General features: G+C 63.5%; 17 protein-coding genes, 1 tRNA gene and 1 pseudogene. 9 read left to right on the forward strand and 10 right to left on the reverse strand.

Going from position 1 to position 22,477, the window contains the following annotated elements; all coding sequences use genetic code 11:
- Window positions 1-71: 71 nt before the first annotated feature.
- Together argE and mfd are read right to left on the reverse strand one after the other, a co-directional pair.
- Window positions 72-1,265, reverse strand: a complete 1,194-nt coding sequence (gene argE, locus ACEN9T_RS16705; RefSeq protein ID WP_413708338.1) for an acetylornithine deacetylase — start codon at window positions 1,263-1,265, stop codon at window positions 72-74.
- Window positions 1,266-1,302: 37 nt separating this feature from the next.
- Window positions 1,303-4,734 (reverse strand): transcription-repair coupling factor, encoded by a 3,432-nt coding sequence (gene mfd, locus ACEN9T_RS16710; RefSeq protein WP_413708339.1) that lies wholly within the window; start codon window positions 4,732-4,734, stop codon window positions 1,303-1,305.
- 172 nt (window positions 4,735-4,906) lie between these two features.
- Between mfd and ispD the strand changes: the two genes are divergently transcribed.
- Both ispD and ispF read left to right on the forward strand, forming a co-directional pair.
- Window positions 4,907-5,665 (forward strand): 2-C-methyl-D-erythritol 4-phosphate cytidylyltransferase, encoded by a 759-nt coding sequence (gene ispD, locus ACEN9T_RS16715; protein ID WP_413708340.1) that lies wholly within the window; start codon window positions 4,907-4,909, stop codon window positions 5,663-5,665.
- Window positions 5,662-6,168, forward strand: coding sequence for a 2-C-methyl-D-erythritol 2,4-cyclodiphosphate synthase (ispF, locus tag ACEN9T_RS16720; protein WP_413708341.1), 507 nt, complete (start codon window positions 5,662-5,664; stop codon window positions 6,166-6,168). Before ispD ends, ispF begins: the two co-directional genes overlap by 4 nt.
- A gap of 79 nt (window positions 6,169-6,247) precedes the next feature.
- Here the strand turns inward: ispF and ACEN9T_RS16725 are convergent, their stop codons facing one another.
- The 4 genes from ACEN9T_RS16725 to ompR all read right to left on the reverse strand — a co-directional run bounded on the left by ACEN9T_RS16725 (window position 6,248) and on the right by ompR (window position 9,811).
- Window positions 6,248-6,718 carry a carboxymuconolactone decarboxylase family protein gene (locus tag ACEN9T_RS16725; protein ID WP_413708463.1) on the reverse strand — a complete coding sequence of 157 codons (471 nt, stop codon included), beginning with the start codon at window positions 6,716-6,718 and terminating at the stop codon, window positions 6,248-6,250.
- Window positions 6,719-6,850: 132 nt separating this feature from the next.
- Window positions 6,851-7,399, reverse strand: a complete 549-nt coding sequence (locus tag ACEN9T_RS16730; protein ID WP_092970190.1) for a peroxiredoxin — start codon at window positions 7,397-7,399, stop codon at window positions 6,851-6,853.
- 294 nt (window positions 7,400-7,693) lie between these two features.
- Entirely contained in the window at window positions 7,694-9,055 is a 1,362-nt protein-coding gene (locus ACEN9T_RS16735; protein ID WP_092970192.1) for an ATP-binding protein, read from the reverse strand.
- Between the two features lie 33 nt (window positions 9,056-9,088).
- Window positions 9,089-9,811 (reverse strand): two-component system response regulator OmpR, encoded by a 723-nt coding sequence (ompR, locus tag ACEN9T_RS16740; RefSeq protein ID WP_004627064.1) that lies wholly within the window; start codon window positions 9,809-9,811, stop codon window positions 9,089-9,091.
- Window positions 9,812-10,001: 190 nt separating this feature from the next.
- Here ompR and ACEN9T_RS16745 point away from each other — a divergent pair, with 190 nt between their 5' ends.
- The 3 genes from ACEN9T_RS16745 (at window position 10,002) to ACEN9T_RS16755 (ending at window position 13,353) form a co-directional block, all read left to right on the forward strand.
- Window positions 10,002-10,448: a hypothetical protein gene (locus ACEN9T_RS16745; protein WP_413708342.1), complete on the forward strand. Its 447-nt coding sequence runs from the start codon at window positions 10,002-10,004 to the stop codon at window positions 10,446-10,448.
- A gap of 69 nt (window positions 10,449-10,517) precedes the next feature.
- Complete coding sequence (locus ACEN9T_RS16750) at window positions 10,518-12,143, forward strand: DUF1800 domain-containing protein (protein ID WP_413708343.1); 1,626 nt, start codon at window positions 10,518-10,520, stop codon at window positions 12,141-12,143.
- A 25-nt stretch (window positions 12,144-12,168) separates the two neighbouring features.
- On the forward strand, window positions 12,169-13,353 hold the full coding sequence (locus tag ACEN9T_RS16755; protein ID WP_092970198.1) for a DUF1501 domain-containing protein: 1,185 nt from the start codon (window positions 12,169-12,171) through the stop codon (window positions 13,351-13,353).
- On the opposite strand, the gene hpnD is transcribed toward ACEN9T_RS16755, so the two are convergent.
- Window positions 13,354-14,187, reverse strand: a complete 834-nt coding sequence (gene hpnD / locus ACEN9T_RS16760; RefSeq protein WP_413708344.1) for a presqualene diphosphate synthase HpnD — start codon at window positions 14,185-14,187, stop codon at window positions 13,354-13,356.
- A gap of 185 nt (window positions 14,188-14,372) precedes the next feature.
- Between hpnD and ACEN9T_RS16765 the strand changes: the two genes are divergently transcribed.
- From ACEN9T_RS16765 to ACEN9T_RS16775, 3 genes are all read left to right on the forward strand, one after another.
- Entirely contained in the window at window positions 14,373-15,581 is a 1,209-nt protein-coding gene (locus tag ACEN9T_RS16765; RefSeq protein ID WP_413708345.1) for an efflux RND transporter periplasmic adaptor subunit, read from the forward strand.
- Between the two features lie 42 nt (window positions 15,582-15,623).
- Complete coding sequence (locus ACEN9T_RS16770) at window positions 15,624-18,743, forward strand: efflux RND transporter permease subunit (RefSeq protein ID WP_092970202.1); 3,120 nt, start codon at window positions 15,624-15,626, stop codon at window positions 18,741-18,743.
- A gap of 149 nt (window positions 18,744-18,892) precedes the next feature.
- A tRNA-Leu gene (locus ACEN9T_RS16775) sits at window positions 18,893-18,979 on the forward strand.
- 235 nt (window positions 18,980-19,214) lie between these two features.
- Here the strand turns inward: ACEN9T_RS16775 and ACEN9T_RS16780 are convergent.
- The 3 genes and pseudogenes from ACEN9T_RS16780 to ACEN9T_RS16790 form a co-directional block, all read right to left on the reverse strand.
- On the reverse strand, window positions 19,215-19,403 hold the full coding sequence (locus ACEN9T_RS16780; RefSeq protein ID WP_413708346.1) for a CsbD family protein: 189 nt from the start codon (window positions 19,401-19,403) through the stop codon (window positions 19,215-19,217).
- Between the two features lie 72 nt (window positions 19,404-19,475).
- Window positions 19,476-19,915, reverse strand: a pseudogene (locus ACEN9T_RS16785) (VOC family protein).
- Window positions 19,916-19,936: 21 nt separating this feature from the next.
- Complete coding sequence (locus tag ACEN9T_RS16790; RefSeq protein ID WP_413708347.1) at window positions 19,937-21,256, reverse strand: MFS transporter; 1,320 nt, start codon at window positions 21,254-21,256, stop codon at window positions 19,937-19,939.
- 159 nt (window positions 21,257-21,415) lie between these two features.
- On the opposite strand from ACEN9T_RS16790, the gene cyoA reads away from it, so the two are divergent.
- Complete coding sequence (gene cyoA, locus ACEN9T_RS16795) at window positions 21,416-22,468, forward strand: ubiquinol oxidase subunit II (RefSeq protein WP_413708348.1); 1,053 nt, start codon at window positions 21,416-21,418, stop codon at window positions 22,466-22,468.
- Window positions 22,469-22,477: the final 9 nt, after the last annotated feature.

Raw genomic sequence — 22,477 nt, forward strand, 5'->3', positions numbered from 1 at the left:
AGCCCGCTATTGTAGCGAACGCCCCGGGCGGCATGCGCCCCACCAAAAGGTGAGGCGTTGCTGTGTAAGCGTTAGGCGGACGCGGTTTCGGCCATCAGGCTGCGCGCCACCTTGGCGAGGAAGCGGTCGCAGGCGTCGAGCTGGGCCAGTTCGACGTATTCGTTGGCTTTGTGCGCCTGTTCGATGTTGCCCGGACCGCACAGCACGGCCGGAATGCCGGCGCGCTGGAAGAGCCCCGCTTCAGTGCCGTAGGCGACTTTGCGCTTGTCGTTGTCTTCCGTCAGCACACGCACAAGCTGCGTGATGGCGGCTTGCTCCGATGCGTCCAGCGACGGCGCAGCGGCAATCTCGTCAAGTTCGATGCGGGCGTCCGGGTGCTCACGCTGCATGGTGGGCTCGATGGTTTCGCGCACGTAGTGCTCGACGCGCGCGCGGATGGCCGGCGCGTCCACGCCCGGCAGGTTGCGGAATTCAAACACCAGCTCGCACAGTGCGGGGATCGTGTTCAGCGCAATACCGCCGTTGATGAGGCCGGTCGATGCCGTGGTGAACGGCACGTCAAATGCATCGTCGAACGGGCCCTTGGCGCGGAATTCATCGGCCAGGTCGCGCACGAAACAGATGATGCGCGCGGCGTATTCGATGGCGTTCACACCCTGTGGCGTGAGCGACGAATGCGCGGCGCGGCCGTGCACGCGGCAGCGGTAGGCGTTGATGCCCTTGTGGGCGACGATCGGGCGCATGGAGGTGGGCTCGCCGACGATGCAGCCGGCGGGCTTGATGCCGCGCGCGATCAGGTCTTCGATCATGCGCGGGGCGCCCACGCAGCCGACTTCCTCGTCGTATGAGAGCGCAAGGTGCACAGGCTCGCGCAGCTTGGCCTGCAGCAGCGACGGCACCAGCGCCAGCGACGAGGCAATGAACCCCTTCATGTCGCACGTGCCGCGGCCGTAGAGCCTGCCGTCGCGCACTTCCGGCGCAAATGGGTTGCTGTCCCATCTCTGGCCGTCCACCGGCACCACATCGGTGTGGCCCGACAGCACGATACCGCCTTGCACGCTGCCGTCCGCTGCGGGAATCGTGGCAAACAGGTTGGCCTTGTTGCCATCGTCGTTGTGCGAGAGATGCGATTCGAGTCCGACGCCGCGCAGGTAGTCGCGCACGGTTTCGATCAGCGCCAGGTTCGAGCCACGGCTCGTGGTGTCGAAGCTGACGAGCTTGTTCGTCCAGTCGAGGGTAGAGAACGGTGTGGGGGCGGTGCTCATGATGGTTTCCTTGTTCTGATCGGCGGATGCTACCGGATCACGCCAATTGCCGAATGGCGTGGCGAATGGTCTGCGTCAGCGCGGCGAATTCGGCGGGAATGTTTTCGATGCGCAGGCGATCCTGCCCTGCCAGCTTGATCTGCCGGTTCTTCTGCACGAGATCGATGATCTTGATGGCGTCGACAGGCGGGTTCGGTATGAACTGCAGCGTGACGGCGTTCGTGCCCGTGTCGATCTTGCGGATGCCCAGCGGCGCGGCGGCAATGCGCAGCCGGTGCGTTTCGATGAGCGATTGCGCCTGCGGCGGCAGCTTGCCGAAACGATCGATCAGTTCCTCCTGGATGTTGTCGATCGTCTCGCTGCTTTCGCAGTTGGCCAGGCGTTTGTACAGCGACAGGCGTTCCTGCACATCGCCGCAATAGTCTTGCGGCAGCAGGGCCGGCGTACCGAGGTTGATCTCGGTGGTCGCCGCAAGCGGCGCCATCAGATCGGGTTCCTTGCCGGCTTTGAGCGACTTCACCGCCTGGTTGAGCATGTCGGTGTAGAGCTGGAAGCCGATCTCGGAAATTTCGCCCGATTGCTTGTCGCCCAGCACCTCGCCGGCGCCGCGGATTTCCAGATCATGCATCGCGAGGTAGAAGCCCGCCCCCAATTCTTCCATCTGCTGAATGGCTTCAAGGCGGCGTTGTGCCTGCTTGGTCAGACCGTCTACGTCATGCACCAGCAGATACGCATACGCCTGGTGGTGCGAGCGCCCGACGCGGCCGCGCAACTGGTGCAACTGCGCCAGGCCGAACTTGTCCGCGCGGTGGATCAGGATCGTGTTGGCAGTCGGCACGTCGATGCCGGTCTCGATGATCGTCGTGCACAGCAGGATGTTGGCGCGCTGCGCCACGAAATCGCGCATCACGCGCTCCAGCTCGCGCTCGTGCATCTGGCCGTGCGCAACGACCACGCGCGCTTCCGGAATCAGCTCTTCGAGCTTGGCGCGTTTGTTCTCGATGGTCTCGACTTCGTTGTGCAGGAAGTAGACCTGTCCGCCGCGTTTCAACTCGCGCAGGATGGCCTCGCGCAGCACGCCGTCTTCCTCGCGGCGCAGGAACGTCTTGATGGCCAGACGCTTTTGCGGCGCGGTTGCGATCACCGAGAAATCGCGCAGGCCTTCCAGCGCCATGCCCAGCGTGCGCGGGATCGGTGTGGCGGTGAGCGTGAGCACGTCCACCTCGGCGCGTAATGTTTTGAGCGCTTCCTTCTGGCGCACGCCAAAGCGATGCTCTTCATCGATGATGACGAGCCCCAGCCGGTCGAACTTCACATCCGGCGAGAGCAGCTTGTGCGTGCCGATCACGATATCGATGGTGCCGGCGTTGATGGCTTCGATCGCGGTGTCGATCTCTTTCTTGTTCTTGAAACGCGAGATCTCGGCTATGCGCACTGGCCAGTCGGCAAAGCGGTCGACCAGCGTCTGGTAATGCTGTTCGGCCAGCAGCGTGGTCGGCGCCAGGATGGCAACCTGCTTGCCGCCCATCACCGCAACAAACGCGGCACGCAGCGCGACTTCCGTCTTGCCGAAGCCAACGTCGCCGCAGACGAGGCGGTCCATTGGCTTGCCCGACGTCATGTCAGCGATTACGGCAGCGATGGCGGCGGCCTGGTCGGGTGTTTCGTCAAAGCCGAAGCTCTCGGCAAAGGTGGCGTAATCCTCGGGCGTGAGCGGGAAGGCGAAGCCCTGGCGCAACGCGCGTCGCGCGTAGAGATTCAGCAGTTCGGCTGCCGTATCGCGAATCTGCTGCGCCGCCTTGCGCTTGGCCTTTTCCCATTGACCGGAGCCTAGCGAATGCAGCGGCGCGGTTTCCGGATCGGCGCCCGAATACCGCGAAATCACGTGCAGTTGATGCACCGGCACGTAAAGCTTGCTGCCCTTGTCGTAGTCGAGGTGCAGGAACTCTTCCTCGCCGTTGCCCATGTCGATGGAGACCAGCCCCTGGTAGCGCCCGATGCCGTGTTCGCTGTGCACCACTGGGTCACCGATCTTCAGCTCGGCCAGATCGCGCACCATCGAATCGACGGCGGTGGCCTGTTCCTGCTTGCGGCGACCAGTGCGACGCACGGTCTGGGCGTACAGCTCGGTCTCGGTGATCAGCGCGATGCGTTCGTCGCCGAGGATGAAACCCTGGTACAGCGGTGCCACGCCCAGCACGAACTTGGCATCGCCGCTCATCAGGTCGGCGAAGTCCGCGACGCCTTCGGGATGCAGACCGCTGGCGGCAAGCATTTGCGCAAGCGTCTCGCGACGGCCTGCGGATTCGGCGCAGATCATCACGCGGCAATTGCTGCGCATCAGGAACGATTCGAGATTGACCAGCGGGTCTTCCGCGCGGCGGTTGACGGCAACGTTCGGCAACGGCAGCGAAAGCGGTGCATCGCCGGGCTCCGCGCGCAACACCAGACGCGCGTGCGGCTTGGCCGCGACGAAGAACGCTTCTTCGTCCAGATACAGCGCTGACGGCTGCAGCAGCGGCCGTTCACGATCGTGGCGCATGAAGTTGTAGCGCTGCGTGGTGTCGGCCCAGAAGCGGCGCACCGCGCCTTCGATGTCGCCCACGAAGGCAAGGTGCGTGGCGCCGGGCAGGTAGTCGAACAGCGTCGCGGTCTCTTCAAAGAACAGCGGCAGGTAATACTCGATGCCGGCGCTGGGCACGCCGTTGCCGATGTCTTTGTAGATGGGCGAGCGCGTCGGGTCACCCTCGAACACCTCGCGCCAGCGTCCACGGAAGGCGGTGCGCGAGGCCTCGTCCATCGGAAATTCGCGGCCCGGCAGCAGGCGGACTTCGTTCACCGGGTAGAGACTGCGCTGCGTATCCGGGTCGAACGAACGGATGGTCTCGATTTCGTCGCCAAACAGGTCGAGCCGATATGGCAGTGGCGAGCCCATCGGGAACAAGTCGATCAGACCGCCGCGCACGGAGTATTCGCCTGGGCGCATCACCGCGCTGACGTGCTCATAGCCGGCCAGCGTGAATTGCGCTTTCAGCGCGGCCTCGTCCAGCTTTTCGCCCTTCTTGAAGAAGAACGTGTAGGCGGCCAGGAATGACGGGGGCGCTACGCGTTGCAGGGCCGTGGAGGCCGGCACCAGCAGGATGTCGCACGCACCGTTCTGCAGGTCATGCAGCGTCGCCAGCCGCTCGGAGATCAAATCCTGGTGCGGCGAGAAATTGTCGTACGGCAGCGTTTCCCAGTCCGGTAGCAGCTTCACGCGCGCCTGCGGGGCAAACCAGCGCAGCTCTTCCGCCAGGCGCTGGGCATCGACGGCATTGGAGCAGACCACCGCCAGCATCGGCACGGCGGCGCGATGCTGCTCCATGTAGCGCGCAAGCAGCAGGGCGTCGGCCGCGCCCTGCAGGCCGCTGAAGACGAAGCGCGAGCCCGGTTTGACGGCGGGCAGGGCGGAGAGCGAAAAATCGGACATGAGGTGTCAGGTTTTGTGGGGCACGACTGCAAGACAAAGCACGACACCCCGCCGGCATGTGCAGGCGGGGTGTCGTGACGCAGACCGCTATTATAAAATCCGCGGCAATCGCGCGCTTGGCGAGGCCAAAACCCACGCAAATGCTGCGCCCACGTTCACTTTCCCGCCTGTCATGTCGATCTCCCTCCCTGGCCGACGCCGTTTTGCGCTGATTCCCTCGGCTGGCACCGGCTCGCGTGCCGGCGGTGACCTGCCCAAGCAATATCAGGTGATCGCCGGGCGGCCGATGCTGTGGCACACGGCGCAGGCGTTCCTGGCCAGCCCCGAAATCGACACCGTGCTTGTGGTGACAACGCCCGGCGCACAACCGCTGGTGCAGCGATTTCCCGACGGTGGTTTTGACGCGCCCGAGCTGGTGGAGGTCGATTGCGGTGGCGATTCGCGCCACGCATCCGTCGCCCACGGGTTGGCGGCGTTGCGAGGTCTGGGTGCACGCGATGACGATTGGGTGCTCGTTCACGACGCGGCGCGCCCCGGTTTGACGCCCGCCCTGATCGCACGTTTGGTTGCGGCTGTAGAGGCCGAAGGCACGCAAGCTGCGGGGGGCATCCTTGCACTGCCCGTGGCTGACACGCTCAAACGTGCCGATGCAGCACAGCACATCGGCGCGACCGTGCCGCGCGATGGACTGTGGCAAGCGCAGACGCCGCAGATGTTTCCGCTTGGTCTGCTGGAGCGCGCCTTGCGGGAAGCGCTGTTGCAACATCGCATCGTCACCGACGAAGCCAGCGCGATTGAAGCCGCCGGCCATCCGCCGCTGCTTGTTCCGGGCGCGCTGCGCAACTTCAAAGTGACGTATCCCGACGATTTCGCGCTCGCCGAGGCCATCCTCGCGCAGAGCGCACAACCCGACGAGGCATCGCAAGCATGAACTGGATGGACATCCGCATTGGCCAGGGTTACGACGTGCACGCGCTGGTGGAGGGCCGCAAGCTCATCCTGGGCGGCGTGGAGATTCCGCACACCCGCGGCCTGCTCGGCCACTCCGATGCCGACGCGCTGCTGCATGCGATTACCGACGCGCTGTTCGGCGCCGCCGGCCTGGGCGATATCGGCCGGCATTTTCCCGACACGGACCCGGCGTTTGCCGGCGCCGACAGCCGCGTGCTGCTGCGCGAAGCCGTGCGCCGCATGCACAAGGCCGGCTATGCGGTCGGCAATGTCGACGCGACTGTCATCGCGCAGAAGCCGAAACTCGCGCCACATGTGCCTGGCATGGTCGCCAACCTGGCTGAGGACTTGGGCATTGCGCCCGAGCGGTGCAATGTCAAGGCCAAGACCAACGAAAAGCTTGGCTTTGAAGGCAAGGAGGAAGGCATCGTCGCGCAGGCGGTGGTGTTGATCTATCGCGCAGAAGCCGCCGAGCAGGACTGAGTTCCCGCCGCATCGCGCAACGCAAACGACAGCACCGGCGCGAACCGGGCTGCCGTTTTTCGTTTGTGCAATCGGCGCGTTACTCGGCGGCGATGACCTGCGCCGCCGCGTTGATGACAGCCGCAATGCGGCCGACATCGCGCAATTGCTGCGCGCTCATGCCCTGGTGATTCTTCAGCAAGTCGTAGTGCGATTTGATGCAGAAATGGCATTTGCCGATGATGGACGCGGCCAGGGCGTACATCTCGAACCTGCGCTTGTCGACGCCGCCGTTGTTGGCGTAGGCGTTCATGCGCAACTCCGCTTTCTGCTGCGCGAGGTCGGAGTCGTCGGCCATCTCGACGTACGGATACCAGACGTTGTTCATGCCCATGAGCGCGGCAGCGGTCAGCGCGCCGTTCACCTCTTCGGGTGAGAGCACCCCGGCATTGCGGATGGCATCGGTCAGCACTTTGCTCTTCGTGGCAAAAGCTGCAGCCAACGCGACGCCCACCGCGTCATTGCCCTCCAGCGAGGAGCGCGCGACCGTGCCGTCCAGGTTCAGGCGGATGTCTTTGGCTTAGTCCGGAATCCGGCTCTTGAGCGTCTGCAAAAATTCCATGAATGCCTCCCGTCAGCGAGCACCGAAAAGGAAAGCCCGCAGCAAGGGTGGGCTTCGGCTGAGTAGGGCGCTGCGCGGCCGTTACAGCGTCGAGCCGCCAACCGCGCGATTGCACGGGCACAGCTCATCCGTTTGCAGGCCGTCGAGAATGCGTAGCACTTCGTCCGGATTGCGGCCCACGTTCAGGTTGTTGACCGACACATGCTGGATCACGTTGTCCGGGTCGACGATGAAGGTGGCGCGCAACGCCACGCCGGCCTCGTGCTCGCGTACGCCAAGCTGGTCGACCAGGGCGCCTGTCGAATCCGCAAACGACCACTGATTCAGCTTGTTCAAGTCTTTGTGCTCGCGGCGCCATGCGAGCTTGACGAATTCATTGTCGGTCGAGCCGCCGAGCACGACGGTGTCGCGGTCGGCAAAGTCATCGTTCAGTTTGGCGAAGGCAACGATTTCGGTCGGGCAGACAAAGGTGAAGTCCTTCGGATAGAAGAAGATGACTTTCCATTTGCCTGGGAACGAGGTCTCGGTGATGTCTTCGAACGCCGACTGGCCGTTCTCCTCGTGATTGTTGAACCCGGGCTTGACGCCGACGACCTTGAACGGTTCGAGCTTGTCACCAATGGTCTTCATGAGCTTCTCCTGGAGTTGTGTGGCAATGGGTGCGGAACCCAAACGGGGATTTGCAAACACACGCTCACCGGCCGTCCGGTCCGGCTGAGGCGTTCGGACGGAGACGAAGAACGCGCAGGCGTGCAGCCTGGCGGCTGGAGTATTGGCGATGATTTCAAAACCGGCCAATTGATATTCTCAACGCCAGCCATAGCGCTGCCTGCCGCCGCACCTGATCGGCGACGCATGACAGCGGTGGGAAGCAGGGGGTGTGCCCGGATGTGCCGGGACGCGCCAGCCAGGCGGTGTGCCGGATCAGGCGCGCGAGTAGCAGGCGCTCACGAGCAGCCCCGTTTCGGGCGGCGTGCGGTTCTCAAGCACGAGGCGACCGCCGCTGCGCTGCAAGATGCGATTGACGATCGACATGCCCAGCCCGGCGCCCTTGGCTTCGCTGCGTGCCGATTCGAGGCGGTAGAACGGCCGGGTGAGCAACGCAAGCTGATCGGTCGGCACACCCGCACCGCGATCGGCCACGCACAATACAACTTCGTTGCCTTGCAGGAAGGTGCTGACGGTAATCTCGGCGCGATTCGTGCCGGGGGTCTTGCCGTAGCGTCGTGCGTTTTCGATCAGGTTGTCGAGAATGCGCTGCGTTTCCATGCGGTTGCAGCGGGCGATGGCCTCGGGCGCGAGCTTGAGCGTCAGGTCGATATCGTCGTGTGCGGAGTAGACGGGCGCCGTGTCGCGCACGAGTTCGGTCAGGTCCACGTCTTCGAGCATCTCGCCGCTCGGGCGCGCGTAGTCCAGGAACTGGCCGATGATCGCGTCCATCTGTTCGATGTCGGCCACCATCAGTTCGCGCGTTTGCTCGTCGACGGGGCTCATCTCCGTTTCCAGGCGCAGGCGCGTAAGCGGCGTGCGCAGGTCATGCGAGATGCCGGCCAGCATGACTGCGCGATCGGCCTCAAGCTGCTTGAGGTCGCGCACCATCTGGTTGAAGCTGTGATTCGCCTGCGCCACTTCGGTGCCGCCGCCTTCGGGCAGCGCCTTCGGATCATCCCCCGCGCTGATGGCGCGCGCCGTATCGGCCAGGCGCTTGAGCGGCTGGTTCACGCGTGACGTAATGAACGCTGCGCCAAGCACCGACAGCACCAGCGCCGCCATCGACCACCACAGCCATTGCAACCCAGGCACGTGCTCAAAACGGTCCGGGCTGATGGCAACCCAGTAGTCGTCGCCCTCGATCTGGAAGCTCACCCACACGCCCGGGATGTCATTGACGGCCGTGGCGATTACCGCATCTGCGCCGAGCCGGTTGCGGATTTCCTGCTGGACGAGCTGTGTCAGATACGGATTGGTGTGAGGCTCGCGGTATTCGTCTTCCTTCTCGCGCGGGTAGACCTTGATGCCCTCGTTCTGCACGAGATCGAGTAGCAGGAAGCGGCGTCGCGACGGATCGGAATACAGCAGCGCCGCCCGCGTGAGCTTGACCACGCTGACCACCTGCATGGCGATCTGCTGCGCGCGCGGTTCGCGCTCGAAAATACGGAAGCTCTGGAACCACACGCCCAGAGAGATCGCGATGAGCAATGCGATCAGCATGAAGGTTCGCCAGAACAGCGAACCAAACACACTGATCAGCAGACGCCGCAACGCGGCCGGACGCGGGATGCGCAAGTCGGATGCGGAAAAGAAAGGTTGCTCGGGTGCTTACTTGGCGCCGTCGGGAATGAACACGTAGCCCAGGCCCCACACGGTCTGGATGAAGCGGGGGTTGCTGGCGTCCGGTTCGATCAGCTTGCGCAGGCGCGAAATCTGCACGTCAAGGCTGCGGTCGAACACTTCGTATTCGCGGCCGCGCGCCATTTCCATCAGTTTTTCGCGCGATAGGGGTTGGCGCGGATGGCGTGCGAACACCTTCAGCACGGAGAATTCACCCGTCGTGAGGGTGATCTCTTCGTCGTTTTTCTTGAGCGTGCGCGTGGCCAGGTTAAGGACGAAATCGCCAAAGGCGAAGGTTTCAGGCGTCTCCGACGGCGCACCCGGGATTTCAGCCGGACCGCGGCGGCGCAGCACGGCGTGGATGCGGGCGATCAGCTCGCGGGGGTTGAAGGGCTTGGGCAGATAATCGTCCGCGCCCATTTCGAGGCCGACAATGCGGTCGACGTCTTCGCCCTTGGCGGTGAGCATGATGATCGGCGTCTGATCGTTTGCGCCGCGCAGGCGACGGCAGATCGACAAGCCGTCTTCACCCGGCATCATCAGGTCGAGCACGAGCAGGTCGAAGCGCTCGCGCAGCCAGAGTTTGTTCATGGCCGTGGCGTTTTCTGCCACCAGCACGGTGAAGCCCTGTTCCCCCAGGTAACGGCGCAGCAGATCACGCAGGCGGGGGTCGTCGTCGACGACGAGAATCTTTTGACCGGAATTTTCCATGGCGCTTATGGTAACGACAAAAACATGGGCCCAATCGACAACAGGAGGCAGTAAAAGCCCAATTGAAACAGACGGTTACATTATTTACCGAGTCACGCGAACAGTCTGTAGGACGCGCAGCTACACTGCCTTGGCAGTTCCTCGCAACGGTTTGGGGTCTGTTTCCCCCCGCGGAGGGGACTGGCGTGCAATGCGGTTGCCTGTTATCGATTGTCGCGCAATGATGCATGGCGCATCGGTTTCCAGCAACAAAGACGTGGCTTCTCAACTCCCTTTTTCGAATCGCTCAGTGATGTTTCGGCGGCGCGCGGCGCTGTTGACCTGTGTTCTTGCCCTCTGTGCGGCCGGCTCGCAGGCGCACGCGCGCGGTGATCGCGGTGGCTTTGGCGGATTCGGCGGCTTTTTCGGCGGCGGGCATGCGATGCAGGCCGGCGCACAGGAAAAAAAGGGGGGGCAGGGTCCGGCGCGCGGGCATGGCGGCTATGAACGCAGCCGCCGTGCCGCCGCGATGGAAAACCGCCGTGGTGAGAATGCTGATCGTGGGTCTGGGCAACGCAAGCTGTCTCCCGAGGAGCGCAAGCAATTGCGTCAGAACATCTATGACGTCACGCGGGATATCTACCACCGTGGCGGCTAGGTAGGGGCCGAGGAAAGGCGCACGAATCGCTGCCCCGGCAAAGCAGTAGGGTCGTTTCGGGGGACCGACATGCGAATCTGTAGCACCACGATCTTCTTGGCGCTGGCCGCAGCCGGCGCGCTTTCACTGCAGCCCGCGTATGCGGCAACGCAGAACAAGCCACATCGCCACAGCGCGCAAGCCAAGGCGCCCGCCGCCGACGAGCAGCGCCTAGACCGAGACGATGCGCGCTATTTCCTCACCCGCGTTGGCTTTGCGCCTTCCGAAAGCGAACTCGACGCCTATGCCGGACTCACGCACCGCGAAGCCGTCGACCGCGTCCTTGCCCAGACGGGCACCGTTGCCACGCAAGCGCCCCCAGCGTGGGTGAACGAGCCGATCATCCCGTACAACAAGCTGCCGGACGAAGACGCCCGCAAGGCGGCACGCCAAAAGAACGCTGCGCACGAGCTGGAGCTGCGCGCGTGGTGGATGGGCGAGATGATCAAGACGCCGTCACCGCTGACCGAGCGCATGACGCTGTTCTGGCACAACCATTTCGTTTCCAGTTCACAAAAGGTGCCGTTTGCGCAGTTGATGTACCGGCAGAACGTGCTGCTGCGGCAGAACGCGGTGGGCAACTTCGGCACGATGCTGCACGCCATCGGTAAAGACCCGGCGATGTTGATTTACCTGGATGGCGCCGAAAGCCGCAAGGGCAAGCCGAACGAGAACTTCGCTCGTGAGGTGATGGAGCTGTTCACGCTCGGCGAGGGCCATTACACCGAGCAGGACATCAAGGAAGCCGCGCGCACCTATACGGGCTGGAGCATCGACCGCGAGCACGATTTCGCCTACATCTGGCGGCCGCAGATTCATGACACGGGCGTGAAGACGGTGTTCGGCCAGAGCGGCGATTACGACGGTGACAAGATGCTCGACATCCTCCTGTCGCGCCCCGAGACGGCCAACTTCATCGTCACCAAGCTCTGGCATGAGTTCGTTTCGCCGGACGTTGATGCGGCACAGGCGCAGCGCGTGGCCGATGCCTTCCGGGCAAGCGGCTACGACATCAAAGTGGCATTGCGCGGGCTGTTCCTGACGCCGGCGTTCTGGGCGCCGCAATCGCACGCGACGCTGGTGAAGTCGCCGGTGGAGATGATTGTCGGCACGCTGAAGCAGTTCAATGTGCAGTACACCGACCCGACGCCGTTTGCCATCAAGTCTGCGCAGTTGGGGCAGAACCTGCTGGCCCCGCCCAACGTGAAGGGCTGGCCCGGCGGCGATGCTTGGATCAACTCGACCACGCTGCTGGGGCGCAAGCAGTTTCTTGATCAACTGTTCCGCTCGACCGAGATGAAGGCGCCCCCGGCCAAGCAACAGGCGCAACAGCAGAAGCCAGGCATGATGGTGGCCGCCATGCGCGAAGACCTGAAGCAGGGCGGCACCGTGCAGGGCCTGGGCCAGGCGCTCAAGGGCATGGGGCAGGAAGGTCGCTTCAAGCTGGCGCAGTCGCAGACGATGGTGTCGTTCAACTCAGCCAAGTGGCTTGCGCAGTTTGGCGCGGATGGAGATGACCCGCCGCAACTTGCACCGCGCATCTCCATCCAGCGTGCGGTGTTGCCGATCGAGCCGACCGCGCCGATTCCCGTCAAGCTGGCCGGTACGGCGTACCTGCGCACGCTGATGATGGACCCGGCTTACCAGTTGAAGTAACGCCACCGCCGCAGGAGCACACATCATGGAACGTCGCGATTTTCTGAAGGCAGGCGCCATGCTCGGCATGGGTGGCGCAGTACCGGGGATTGTCTTTGCGCAAGGGCAGGACAAGCGCAAGGGCTATGGCAACCTGCTCATCCTCATCGAACTCAAGGGCGGCAACGACGGGCTGAACACCGTGGTGCCGTACACAAGCGCGCAGTACTACGCGCTGCGGCCGCGCATCGCCGTCAAGCGGGAGCAGGTGCTGCAACTGGATGACCGCTACGGGCTGCATCCGTCTTTGCAGGCAATGATGCCGCTGTGGCAGGCGGGTGAATTGTCGGTCGTGCAGGGGTTGTCGTATCCGCAGCCGAATCTCTCGCACTTTCGCTCGATCGAGATCTGGGATACGGCCTCGCGCTCCGACCAATACCTGCGCGAAGGCTGGCTGACGCGTGCATTTGCCGCGAAGCCCGTGCCGCCATCGTTCGGTGCCGATGGCGTGATCATCGGCAGCGCTGATCTTGGCCCCCTCGACGGCGGCGCACGTGCCGTGGCGCTGGCAAATCCCGATGCGTTCCTCAATGAAGCCAAGCTGGCGATGCCTTCGCACGCGATGGGCAATGCGACGCTCGCACACGTGCTGAAAGTCGAGGCAGACATTGTCAAAGCCGCCGACGGGCTGCGTCCAAAGTCCGGCAAGTTTGCGTTCCAGACGCACTTTCCCGATGGCGGGTTCGGCAACTCGATCAAGGCGGCGATGCAGGTGGTGGCAGCGCCGGGCCATGGCGGTGCGGATGTTGCCGTGGTGTGCCTGTCGCTCGGCAGTTTTGATACCCATACCAACCAGCAGGGCACGCAGGCGAACCTGCTGCGGCAGTTGGGCGAAGGCGTGGCTTCGCTCAAGAGCGCATTGACGGAGCTGGGCCGCTGGAATGACACGCTGATCGTCACGTATTCCGAGTTTGGCCGCCGCCCGCGCGAGAACCTGAACAACGGGACGGATCACGGCACGGCTGCCGCGCATTTCGTGGCCGGCGGCCGCGTGAAGGGCGGACTGGCCGGGCAGGGGCCGGTGCTTGAACGCCTGGACGGCGGTGGCAATCTCGACCCGTCGGTCGATTTCCGCTCGCTTTATGCCACGGTGCTGGAGCGCTGGTGGGGGATGGATTCGCAGCCGGTGCTGGCGGGACGGTTTGCGCCGCTGGATCTCATCAAAGCCTGATCAACCGCGGATCTGCGTCTTCCAGGCCAGCCACAGCTTGCGCAGCGGCGTCAGGTCCGTGCGCTGCGTGAGCACCTGGAAGCCGTCCGCTTCCACTTCGTCAAGCAGGCGCATGGCGAGCACGCCGCGAATCAGTGCCGAGCGCTGGGCGCGGCGATCTTCGGCTGGCAGCGCGGCGAGCGCTTCCTTGTACGTTGCCCGGGCGCGCTCGGCCTGAAAGGTCATCAACGGCTTGAAGCCTTCTGCATATCGGCGGTTGAACAGATCGGCGGCCGGGACGTTGAAGCGCTGCAGCTCATCCACGGGGATGTAGATGCGGTTGTGCCGCACGTCTTCGCCCAGGTTCCGGATGAAGTGGACAAGCTGTTCGGTCAGCGCCATCAGCCGCGCGAATTCAAGCGTGCGCGCATGCGCCTGTCCGGCAATGCGAGCCGTCAGCCGACCTGCCACGCCAGCCACCTGATCGCCGTGGCGGCGCAGATTGGGCCAATCCAGATAGCGGTTCTGCATGGCATCGGCCTCGACGCCGGCCAGCAATTCGCCCAGATGCACGGCGCCGATATCGTAGCGGGCCAGATGCGGCAGCAATGCCTTGGCCGCCGGGTGCTCGGGGCGGCCGTCAAACAGCCGCGCCAGCTCTTGCCGCCACCACTGCAGCTTTGATTGCACGACCGCCGGATCGCTCGCATCGCGCACGGCGTCTTCCAGCTCGCGGCGCACGGCTTCCAGGGCGATGGTCGCGCGGCGGCGTTCGGGCGCCAGAAACAATACGCTGTAGTACACGTCGCTGCCGGGCGGTGCGGCCTTGTCGGCGCAGTAGTCGTCGGGGGTCACGGAAGGGCCGTCGTGTTGAGATTTGAAGCAGGGCGGCCATTCTACAGCGCGTTGCAGCGCAGCATGCCGCAAAGCCTTGCTTGAGCAGGTGCCAAGAAAAGTCAATCAGACGCGGCCGTGTCGTTGACCCTGCGCATTGCCGTGGGTATATTACTGACCGGTCAGTTATTTACTGAGAGCGTGTCATGCCAGCGTTGCGTTTGCCGTACCCGCATTCCGACTCCACCGGTTTCTCCGACACGCGGTCTCGGCCGCGCACGCGTTCATTGCCGATGACGGCATCGGCCGCCTTGTTGATTGGCGCGGCACTGCTGGCCGGCTGCAGCAAGGAGGCGCCCAAGGCGCCCGAAGTGCGCCCTGTGCGCACCATGACGGTCACCAGCGAGCAGGGCGCCGGCACGGCGGAGTTCTCAGGCGACGTGCGCCCCCGCATTGAATCGCGCCTGGGCTTCCGCGTGCCGGGCAAAATCGTCGCCCGCCTGGTGGATGTGGGCGCCACCGTCAAGAAAGGCCAGGTGCTCGCGCGGCTCGACCCGACTGATCTGGCCCTCGCCCAGCAATCGTCGCAGGCGCAGTTGTCCGCCGCCAAGACCGACCGCGATCTGGCTGCGGCGGATCTCAAACGCTATTCCGAGCTGTTCGCCAAGGGCTTCATCAGCGCGGCCGAACAGCAGCGCCATCAAGCCAACTATGACGCCGCCCAGGCTCGCTACGAGCAAGCCGGGGCCGGCTATCGCAACCAGGTGAACCAAGCCGGATATGCCACGCTTGAAGCCGACGCCGATGGCGTGGTGACGGGCGTCGATGCCGAAGTCGGGCAGGTGGTGTCGGCCGGTCAGCCGGTCGTGCGTGTGGCTCAGACGGCCGAGAAGGAAGTCGTGGTCGGTATTCCCGAGGATCAGGTCGATACGCTGCGCAAATCGCCCGAGGTAAGCGTCAAGTTGTGGGCCGACCAGTCGCGCAGCATTCCGGCCAAGGTGCGCGAGATTGCACCGGCGGCCGACCCGCTCACGCGCACGTACACCGTGAAGATTTCGGTACCGAATCCGCCGCCTGAACTGAGACTCGGCATGACGGCAGTGGCCACGTTTGTGCGGCCCGGCGGTGGCGCAGACAGCGGCGGCATGGGCGTACGCGTGCCGATCAGCGCGCTGTTGCAGGATCAAGGCAAGAACGTGGTGTGGCTGTACGACGCCGCATCGCAAACGGTAAAGCCCGTGCCGGTGACGGTGGGCGCGCCGCGCGACAACGTGCTGCTGGTGACGAGTGGGCTCCAGCCCGGCCAGACCATCGTGACCGCTGGCGTGCACCTGCTCAAGGCCGGCCAGAAGGTGATGCCGATGGCGCCGGCCGATCAGCCGTCGGCGCAGTCCGCCATCACGCCGCGCCGGTAAGCCGCATCCGGCTCCCGCCCCAACACGCCAACCTTCGCGCGTATGGAACATTCCCGTTTCAACCTGTCACGCTGGGCGCTTGAACATCAACCGCTCACGCGCTTCTTGCTGGTGGCGCTGTTGCTCGGCGGCATCTTTGCGTATTCCAAACTGGGGCAGGATGAAGATCCGCCTTTCACCTTCCGCGCGATGGTCGTGCAGGCTTTCTGGCCCGGCGCCACGGCCGAGCAGATGTCGCGCCAGGTGACCGACAAGATCGAGAAGGCGCTGCAGGAAGTGCCGTACGCCTGGAAGATCCGCAGCTACTCCAAGCCAGGCGAAACGCTCGTGACCTTCCAACTGGCCGACACGTCGCCTGCCAAGGAAACGCAGCAGCTTTGGTACACCGTGCGCAAGAAAGTGGGCGATATCGCGCCCACGTTGCCGCAAGGCGTGCGCGGGCCGTACTTCAATGATGATTTCGGCGACGTGTATGGCTCGATCTATGCGCTGTCCGCCGATGGCTTTACATACCGGCAGCTCAACGACTACGCCGATGCGATTCGCCAGCAATTGCTGCGCGTGCCCAATGTCGCCAAGGTCGAATTGCTGGGCGACCAGGACGAAAAGATCTACATCGAGTTCCAGCAGGCCAAGCTGGCGCAGATGGGGATGGACATCAACAGCATCGCCACGCAGATCAGCCAGCAGAACAACATCGGCCCCAGCGGCGTGCTGGTCACGCCGACCGACAACGTGCAGATCCGCCTGTCGGGCCAGTTCTCGGACATCCGCGATCTGGAGAACCTGACGCTGCGCGGCCCTGGCGGCACGACAAACATCCGCCTGGGCGACATCGCCACGGTCAAGCACGGCTACGTCGACCCGCCGCACGCCAAGATGCGATTCAACGGCAAGGAGGTGATCGGCCTGGGCATCTCGATGACCAAGGGCGGCGACATCATTCAGCTTGGCAAGGACTTGCGCGCGACGGTTGACAAGATCCGCGCGAAGCTGCCGATGGGCATCGAGATGCAGCAGGTGCAGAACCAGCCGAAATCGGTGCAGAGTTCGGTGGGCGAGTTCGTGCATGTGCTGATCGAGGCCGTGGTGATCGTGCTGGGCGTGAGTTTCCTCTCGCTGGGTCTGCACACCAAGCCGAAGCTGCGCATTGACGTGTGGCCGGGCCTGGTGGTGGGCCTGACGATCCCGCTGGTGCTGGCGGTGACGTTCCTGTTCATGAACATCTTCGACATCGGGCTGCACAAGATTTCGCTCGGTGCGCTGATCATCGCCCTGGGTCTGCTGGTGGACGACGCGATCATCGCGGTGGAAATGATGGTGCGCAAGCTGGAAGAGGGCTTCTCCAAGATGGAGGCGGCCACCTTCGCGTACACCTCGACCGCCATGCCGATGCTGACCGGCACGCTGATCACCGCCACGGGGTTCCTTCCGGTGGGACTCGCGCGTTCGACGGTGGGTGAATACACGTTCGGCATCTTTGCCGTGACGGCATTGGCGCTGGTGCTCTCGTGGTTTGCCGCAGTGGTGTTTGTGCCGTATCTCGGCTTCCTGCTGCTGCGGACCAAATCGCATGTGGAAGGCGGTGGCCATCACGAGCTGTTCGACACGCCGTTCTACAACCGCTTCCGCGGCTGGGTGAACTGGTGCGTGGAGTATCGCAAGACGGTGATCGTGATCACGCTGGTGGCATTCGGTCTTGGCGTGTTCGGCTTCAAGTATGTCGAGAAGCAGTTCTTCCCCGATTCCAGCCGCCCCGAGCTGATGGTGGAGCTGTGGTTGCCGGAGGGCTCCAGCTTCAACCAGACCGAAGCCGAAGCGAAACGCTTTGAGGCGCTGATGCGCAAGGAGCAGAACGTTGACAGCGTGACGCTGTTCATCGGCTCCGGCGCGCCGCGGTTCTATCTGCCGCTGGACCAGATTCTTCCGCAGACCAACGTGGCGCAGGCCATCGTGATGCCCACTTCGCTGGAGGCGCGCGAGGGTGTGCGGCAACACGTCATCGGGCTGCTGAAGTCGCAATTCCCGCATCTGCGTGGCCGCGTGAAGCTGCTGCCGAATGGGCCGCCGGTGCCGTATCCGGTGCAGTTCCGCGTGATGGGCCCGGACATTGGCGGCGTGCGCAAGATTGCCGATCAGGTCAAGGCCATCATGAGCGCCAACCCAAATACGGTGGGCGTGAACGACAACTGGAACGAAAACGTCAAGGTGCTGCGCCTGGACATCGACCAGGACAAGGCGCGCGCGCTGGGTGTGTCGACGGGGTCCATCTCGCAGGTCACGCAGACGGTGATGTCTGGCGCGCCCATCGCCCAGTACCGAGACGGCGACAAGCTGCTCGACATCGTGATGCGTCCGCAGGAGGACGAGCGCAATACGCTCGACGCCTTGCAGCGCGTGCAGGTGCCGACCAGCAGCGGCCGTACGGTCCCGCTGACCCAGGTGGCGCGTGTGGGCTTCGCGTGGGAGCCCGGCGTGATCTGGCGTGAGAACCGCGACTACGGCATCACCGTGCAATCCGACGTGGTGGACGGCGTGCAAGGCCCGACCGTGACAGCGCAGATCAACCCGCTGCTCGACAAGATTCGCGCCGACTTGCCGCCGGACTATCAGATCAAGATTGCCGGCGCGGAAGAGGAGAGTGCCAACGCGGGTGCGTCCATCGCTGCGCAGATGCCGCTGTGCATCTTCATCATCTTCACGCTGTTGATGCTGCAGCTGCACAGCTTCTCGCGCTCGGTGATGGTGTTCCTGACCGGGCCGCTGGGGCTGATTGGCGCGGCAGCCACGTTGCTGCTGCTGCGTGCGCCGATGGGCTTTGTTGCGCAACTCGGCATTACCGCGCTGATCGGGATGATCATTCGCAACTCGGTCATTCTGGTGGACCAGATCGAGCAGGACGTGGCGGCCGGCGTGCCGACGTGGAATGCCATTGTCGAGGCGGCCGTGCGGCGCTTCCGGCCCATCATCCTGACCGCTGCGGCGGCGGTGCTGGCAATGATTCCGCTGTCGCGCAGCGTGTTCTGGGGGCCGATGGCGGCCGCCATCATGGGTGGCCTGATCATCGCCACGGTGTTGACGCTGCTGTTCCTGCCGGCGCTGTATGCGGCGTGGTTCCGCGTCAAGCGGCCCGAGGCGCAGGCGGCGGCGCCCGCAGCCTGACGTTTGCGTTCTTGGAGCAGGTGCGAGGGAGGGGACTCCAACCCCTCTACCACGCCATGCGGGGTGGGGGATGGAAACCCCCGGCCGACTGCGATATAATCGCGGGCTTCCTTTCCGGCGCCCTAGCTAGGGGCGCCGCGATCCATCCGGCGAGGGTGGCGAAATTGGTAGACGCACCAGGTTTAGGTCCTGACGCCAGCAATGGTGTAGGGGTTCGAGTCCCCTCCCTCGCACCAAAACTCCTTTGAAGATCAACGATTTAGATTTTTAGGTCATTAAAAATCTAACCGTTCTCTTGCCAGATTTACACTCGATTTGCCCCCATCTTTGGGGGCGACCTTGAGCCGTTGCGCGTGCGAGGGCAGCATATCCGGCCCCCTGCGAGCCAAGAAAAAAGGGCGACCAACTCGTCGCCCTTTTTTCTTGGTCATGCGCATCAGCGCCAGCGTCCCGCGCCCACGCGCACGCCAGTTAGCGGGACTTCTTCGCAATATCCTTCGCTGCTTCCTTGACGTCTCCCTCATCCTTGCGCGCTTGGCCGCCAGCCTGCTGAAGGTCGCCCTTCAATTCCCGCGCAGGATTGTTCGTCGCTTTACCCACGGCCTCGTTGACCTTGCCCTTCATTTTCTCGACAGTACCTTTCACTTGGTCCTTGTTCATGATCCGCTCCTTTGAAAATGCGCCCTTGCGCACTGCGGATTGGTAGCAGCTGGCGTGCCCGGCGGCCAGGCGTTACGTGCCCAGTTGCTCGGCGAGCCCGAGAAGTATTCCCTCTGGGCCCCTGATGTAGCACAACCGATAGACGTCGCCATATTGGACGACGTCCCCGACAATGGTGGCGCCGCGTTTCTCGAGCCGGGCGAGCGTACCGTCGATGTCGTCGACGGTGAACATGATCCGCAGATAACCGAGTGCGTTGACAGGCGCGACGCGATGATCGGCGACCACGGGCGGGTTCAGAAAGCGGGAAATCTCCACGCGGCTATGACCGTCCGGCGTGCGCATCATGGCGATCTCAACGCGCATGCCGGGCAATCCCGTGACGCCATCCGCCCAGTCCCCCTCGATGGGGCGCGCCCTTCGAGTTCGAGGCCGAGTTCGGTGAAAAACTCCACGGCAGCATCGACGTCGGCGACAACGATGCCGACGTTGTCCATACGTTTGACGGTCATGCGGGTTCCTGGGCGGCGAGTCTACGAGTCTGGCGTTCCGAGCGCCTTATTGATCCGCAGCGCCACCAGCGTCCCAACCACGCCTGAGAGCAGATACAGGCTCACCGCACCGAGCCCGAATAGCGACGACAGGCCTAGCGCCACGAGCGGCGCGAATGCCGCACCGAACAGCCATCCAAAATCGGTCGTCAGCGCAGCACCGGTGTAGCGGAATCGACTTTCGAAGTTGGACGTCACCACGCCAGCCGCCTGGCCATAGGACAGCCCCAGCAGGCCAAAGCCGACCAGAATGAAAATGTCCTGCCCAGCAACACCGCCATCGAGCAGCCACGGCGCGGCCAGGCTGAAGATGCCGATCAGCACGGCCATGGCCGCCAAGGTGGTGCGTCGGCCGAAACGGTCTGCGATCAGGCCGGAGACCAGCGTACCCACAAACGCAATCGCTGCGCCGATGATCTGGACGGTCAGCACGGCAGGCACCGTCTGTGTCTTGCGCAGCGACACCCATGACAGCGGAAACACGGTGACCAGGTGGAATAGCGCGTAGCTTGCCAATGCAGCAAAGGCGCCCAGGAAGATATTGAAACCCTGGGCGTTCACCATCTGCAGAGTGCTGATGGGTTCCAGATCTTCTTCCTCAAGCAGTTGCGTGTATTCGTGCGTGACCACCAACCGCAGCCGCGCAAACAGCGCCACCACGTTGATGGCGAAGGCGACGTAGAAGGGATAGCGCCAGCCCCACTCGATAAATTCCTGAAAGTTCAGGCTGGTGTAGAGGAACAGGAACAGCGCGCCTGCAATGATGAAGCCGGTGGGGGCACCCAGTTGCCCAACCATGGCGTACCAGCCGCGCTTGTTCTCCGGTGCGTTCAATGCAAGCAGCGATGGCAGGCCGTCCCACGAACCGCCAAAGGCGATGCCCTGCATGAAGCGGAACAGTGCCAGCAGATAGATTGCCGAATGGCCGATCGACGCATACGACGGCAAGAACGCAATGCCCACCGTGGCCGTGCCAAGCAGGAACAGCGATGCCGTCAGCTTGGTGCTGCGCCCCCATCGGCGCTGGATGCGCATGAATAGCGCCGTGCCGAATGGGCGGCCGATAAAGGCGAACGAGAACACCGTGAAGCTGAACAACAGCCCAGCCAGTTCACTCGCAAACGGAAAGTACACGGTAGGGAAAACCAGCACCGAGGCAATGCCATAGACGAAAAAGTCGAAGTACTCCGACGCTCGCCCGATCACGACGCCTATGGCGATCTCTGCCGGTGCAACGTCATGGTGACCTGGTGCCGGAGGTGCAGTGGGCGACGCGCGATGCTGGTGGGTCAGACTTGCCATCGTGGAGTCTCCATCGAGATTTCGGGGGAGGGGGGTGTCGTACGGCGATCTAAAAGTCCGTCATCACAAGACCAGAATAGCGCCTAAACTGCAACGACAAGTCGAAAGATCGTTGGGCCATCCCAGCGCGACGTTAACCAAACGCCACTTCCGAGACCCATGCCACGCTTCAATGCAGTAGTGACACCCCTTGGAATTACGGGAAGGTCGCTTTGGCGAGGTGCAGCAATTGCCTTGTTGGTGACCCTTACAGGTTGTAGCCACGCCGTGCTGTTGTCGCCGGCTGGCGACATGGCGGTACGACAGCGGGACTTGATCATCATTGCGACATGCCTGATGTTGCTGATCATCGTGCCCGTGATCTTTCTCACGCTGCTGTTTGCGTGGCGATATCGGGAAAGCGCTGAAAACGCGAACTACAACCCCGATTGGGACCATTCCACCGTGCTGGAGCTGGCCATCTGGGCCGCGCCGCTGCTGATCATCATCACGCTGGGCGCCATCACCTGGGTCAGCACCCATCAACTGGATCCGTATCGGCCGCTAACGCGGCTGGATCAGAATCGTCCGGTGCCTGCCGAGACCAAGCCACTCACCGTGGAAGTGGTGGCAATGGACTGGAAGTGGCTGTTCGTCTATCCCGAGCAAGGCATTGCCACTGTCAACGAGCTGGCTGCGCCCGTCGACCGCCCGATTGCGTTCCGGATTACGGCCACCACGGTCATGAACGCGTTCTTCGTGCCGTCGCTGGCAGGCATGGTCTATGCGATGCCGGGCATGGAAACGAAGCTTCATGCGGTGATCAACCGGCCCGGCGTGTATGACGGGTTCTCTTCCAACTACAGCGGCGCAGGCTTTTCGCACATGCGGTTCAAGTTCCATGGGCTGTCTAACGAAGAATTCGATCGGTGGGTCCAGCAGGTCAAGTCGTCGGGCACGCCGTTGTCGAAGGACACTTATCTGAAGCTGGCCAAGCCCAGCGAGAGCGAGCCCGTGCAGCGCTACGCCAGCGTGGCGCCAGACCTTTATGACCGCATCCTGAACCGCTGTGTGGATGGCCAGGCATGCCTGGCAGACACCATGGCGAGCAACCGCAACGTAAGGCGCTTCGACCCGTCGGCGGAAATCTGTACCGCCAGCAATACGGCCGATGCCATGCCGATGTTTGCGCCGGATGCGGCCATCAACGATGGTCGAAGGCTGTTGCGGTAGCCGAGGGCC

It is taken from the genome of Ralstonia sp. Ralssp110, from assembly GCF_047325135.1.
In the GTDB taxonomy this organism is placed as follows: domain Bacteria; phylum Pseudomonadota; class Gammaproteobacteria; order Burkholderiales; family Burkholderiaceae; genus Ralstonia; species Ralstonia mojiangensis.

Coding starts and splice junctions, on each gene's coding strand:
- ACEN9T_RS16745 (WP_413708342.1), top strand. CDS start 10,002: ATGCGGTTGCCTGTTATCGATTGTCGCGCAATGATGCATGGCGCATCG.
- ompR (WP_004627064.1), bottom strand. CDS start 9,811: ATGGAAAATTCCGGTCAAAAGATTCTCGTCGTCGACGACGACCCCCGC.
- cyoA (WP_413708348.1), top strand. CDS start 21,416: ATGCCACGCTTCAATGCAGTAGTGACACCCCTTGGAATTACGGGAAGG.
- ACEN9T_RS16730 (WP_092970190.1), bottom strand. CDS start 7,399: ATGAAGACCATTGGTGACAAGCTCGAACCGTTCAAGGTCGTCGGCGTC.
- ACEN9T_RS16780 (WP_413708346.1), bottom strand. CDS start 19,403: ATGAACAAGGACCAAGTGAAAGGTACTGTCGAGAAAATGAAGGGCAAG.
- mfd (WP_413708339.1), bottom strand. CDS start 4,734: ATGTCCGATTTTTCGCTCTCCGCCCTGCCCGCCGTCAAACCGGGCTCG.
- ACEN9T_RS16755 (WP_092970198.1), top strand. CDS start 12,169: ATGGAACGTCGCGATTTTCTGAAGGCAGGCGCCATGCTCGGCATGGGT.
- argE (WP_413708338.1), bottom strand. CDS start 1,265: ATGAGCACCGCCCCCACACCGTTCTCTACCCTCGACTGGACGAACAAG.
- ispF (WP_413708341.1), top strand. CDS start 5,662: ATGAACTGGATGGACATCCGCATTGGCCAGGGTTACGACGTGCACGCG.
- ispD (WP_413708340.1), top strand. CDS start 4,907: ATGTCGATCTCCCTCCCTGGCCGACGCCGTTTTGCGCTGATTCCCTCG.
- ACEN9T_RS16770 (WP_092970202.1), top strand. CDS start 15,624: ATGGAACATTCCCGTTTCAACCTGTCACGCTGGGCGCTTGAACATCAA.
- ACEN9T_RS16790 (WP_413708347.1), bottom strand. CDS start 21,256: ATGGCAAGTCTGACCCACCAGCATCGCGCGTCGCCCACTGCACCTCCG.
- ACEN9T_RS16765 (WP_413708345.1), top strand. CDS start 14,373: ATGCCAGCGTTGCGTTTGCCGTACCCGCATTCCGACTCCACCGGTTTC.
- ACEN9T_RS16750 (WP_413708343.1), top strand. CDS start 10,518: ATGCGAATCTGTAGCACCACGATCTTCTTGGCGCTGGCCGCAGCCGGC.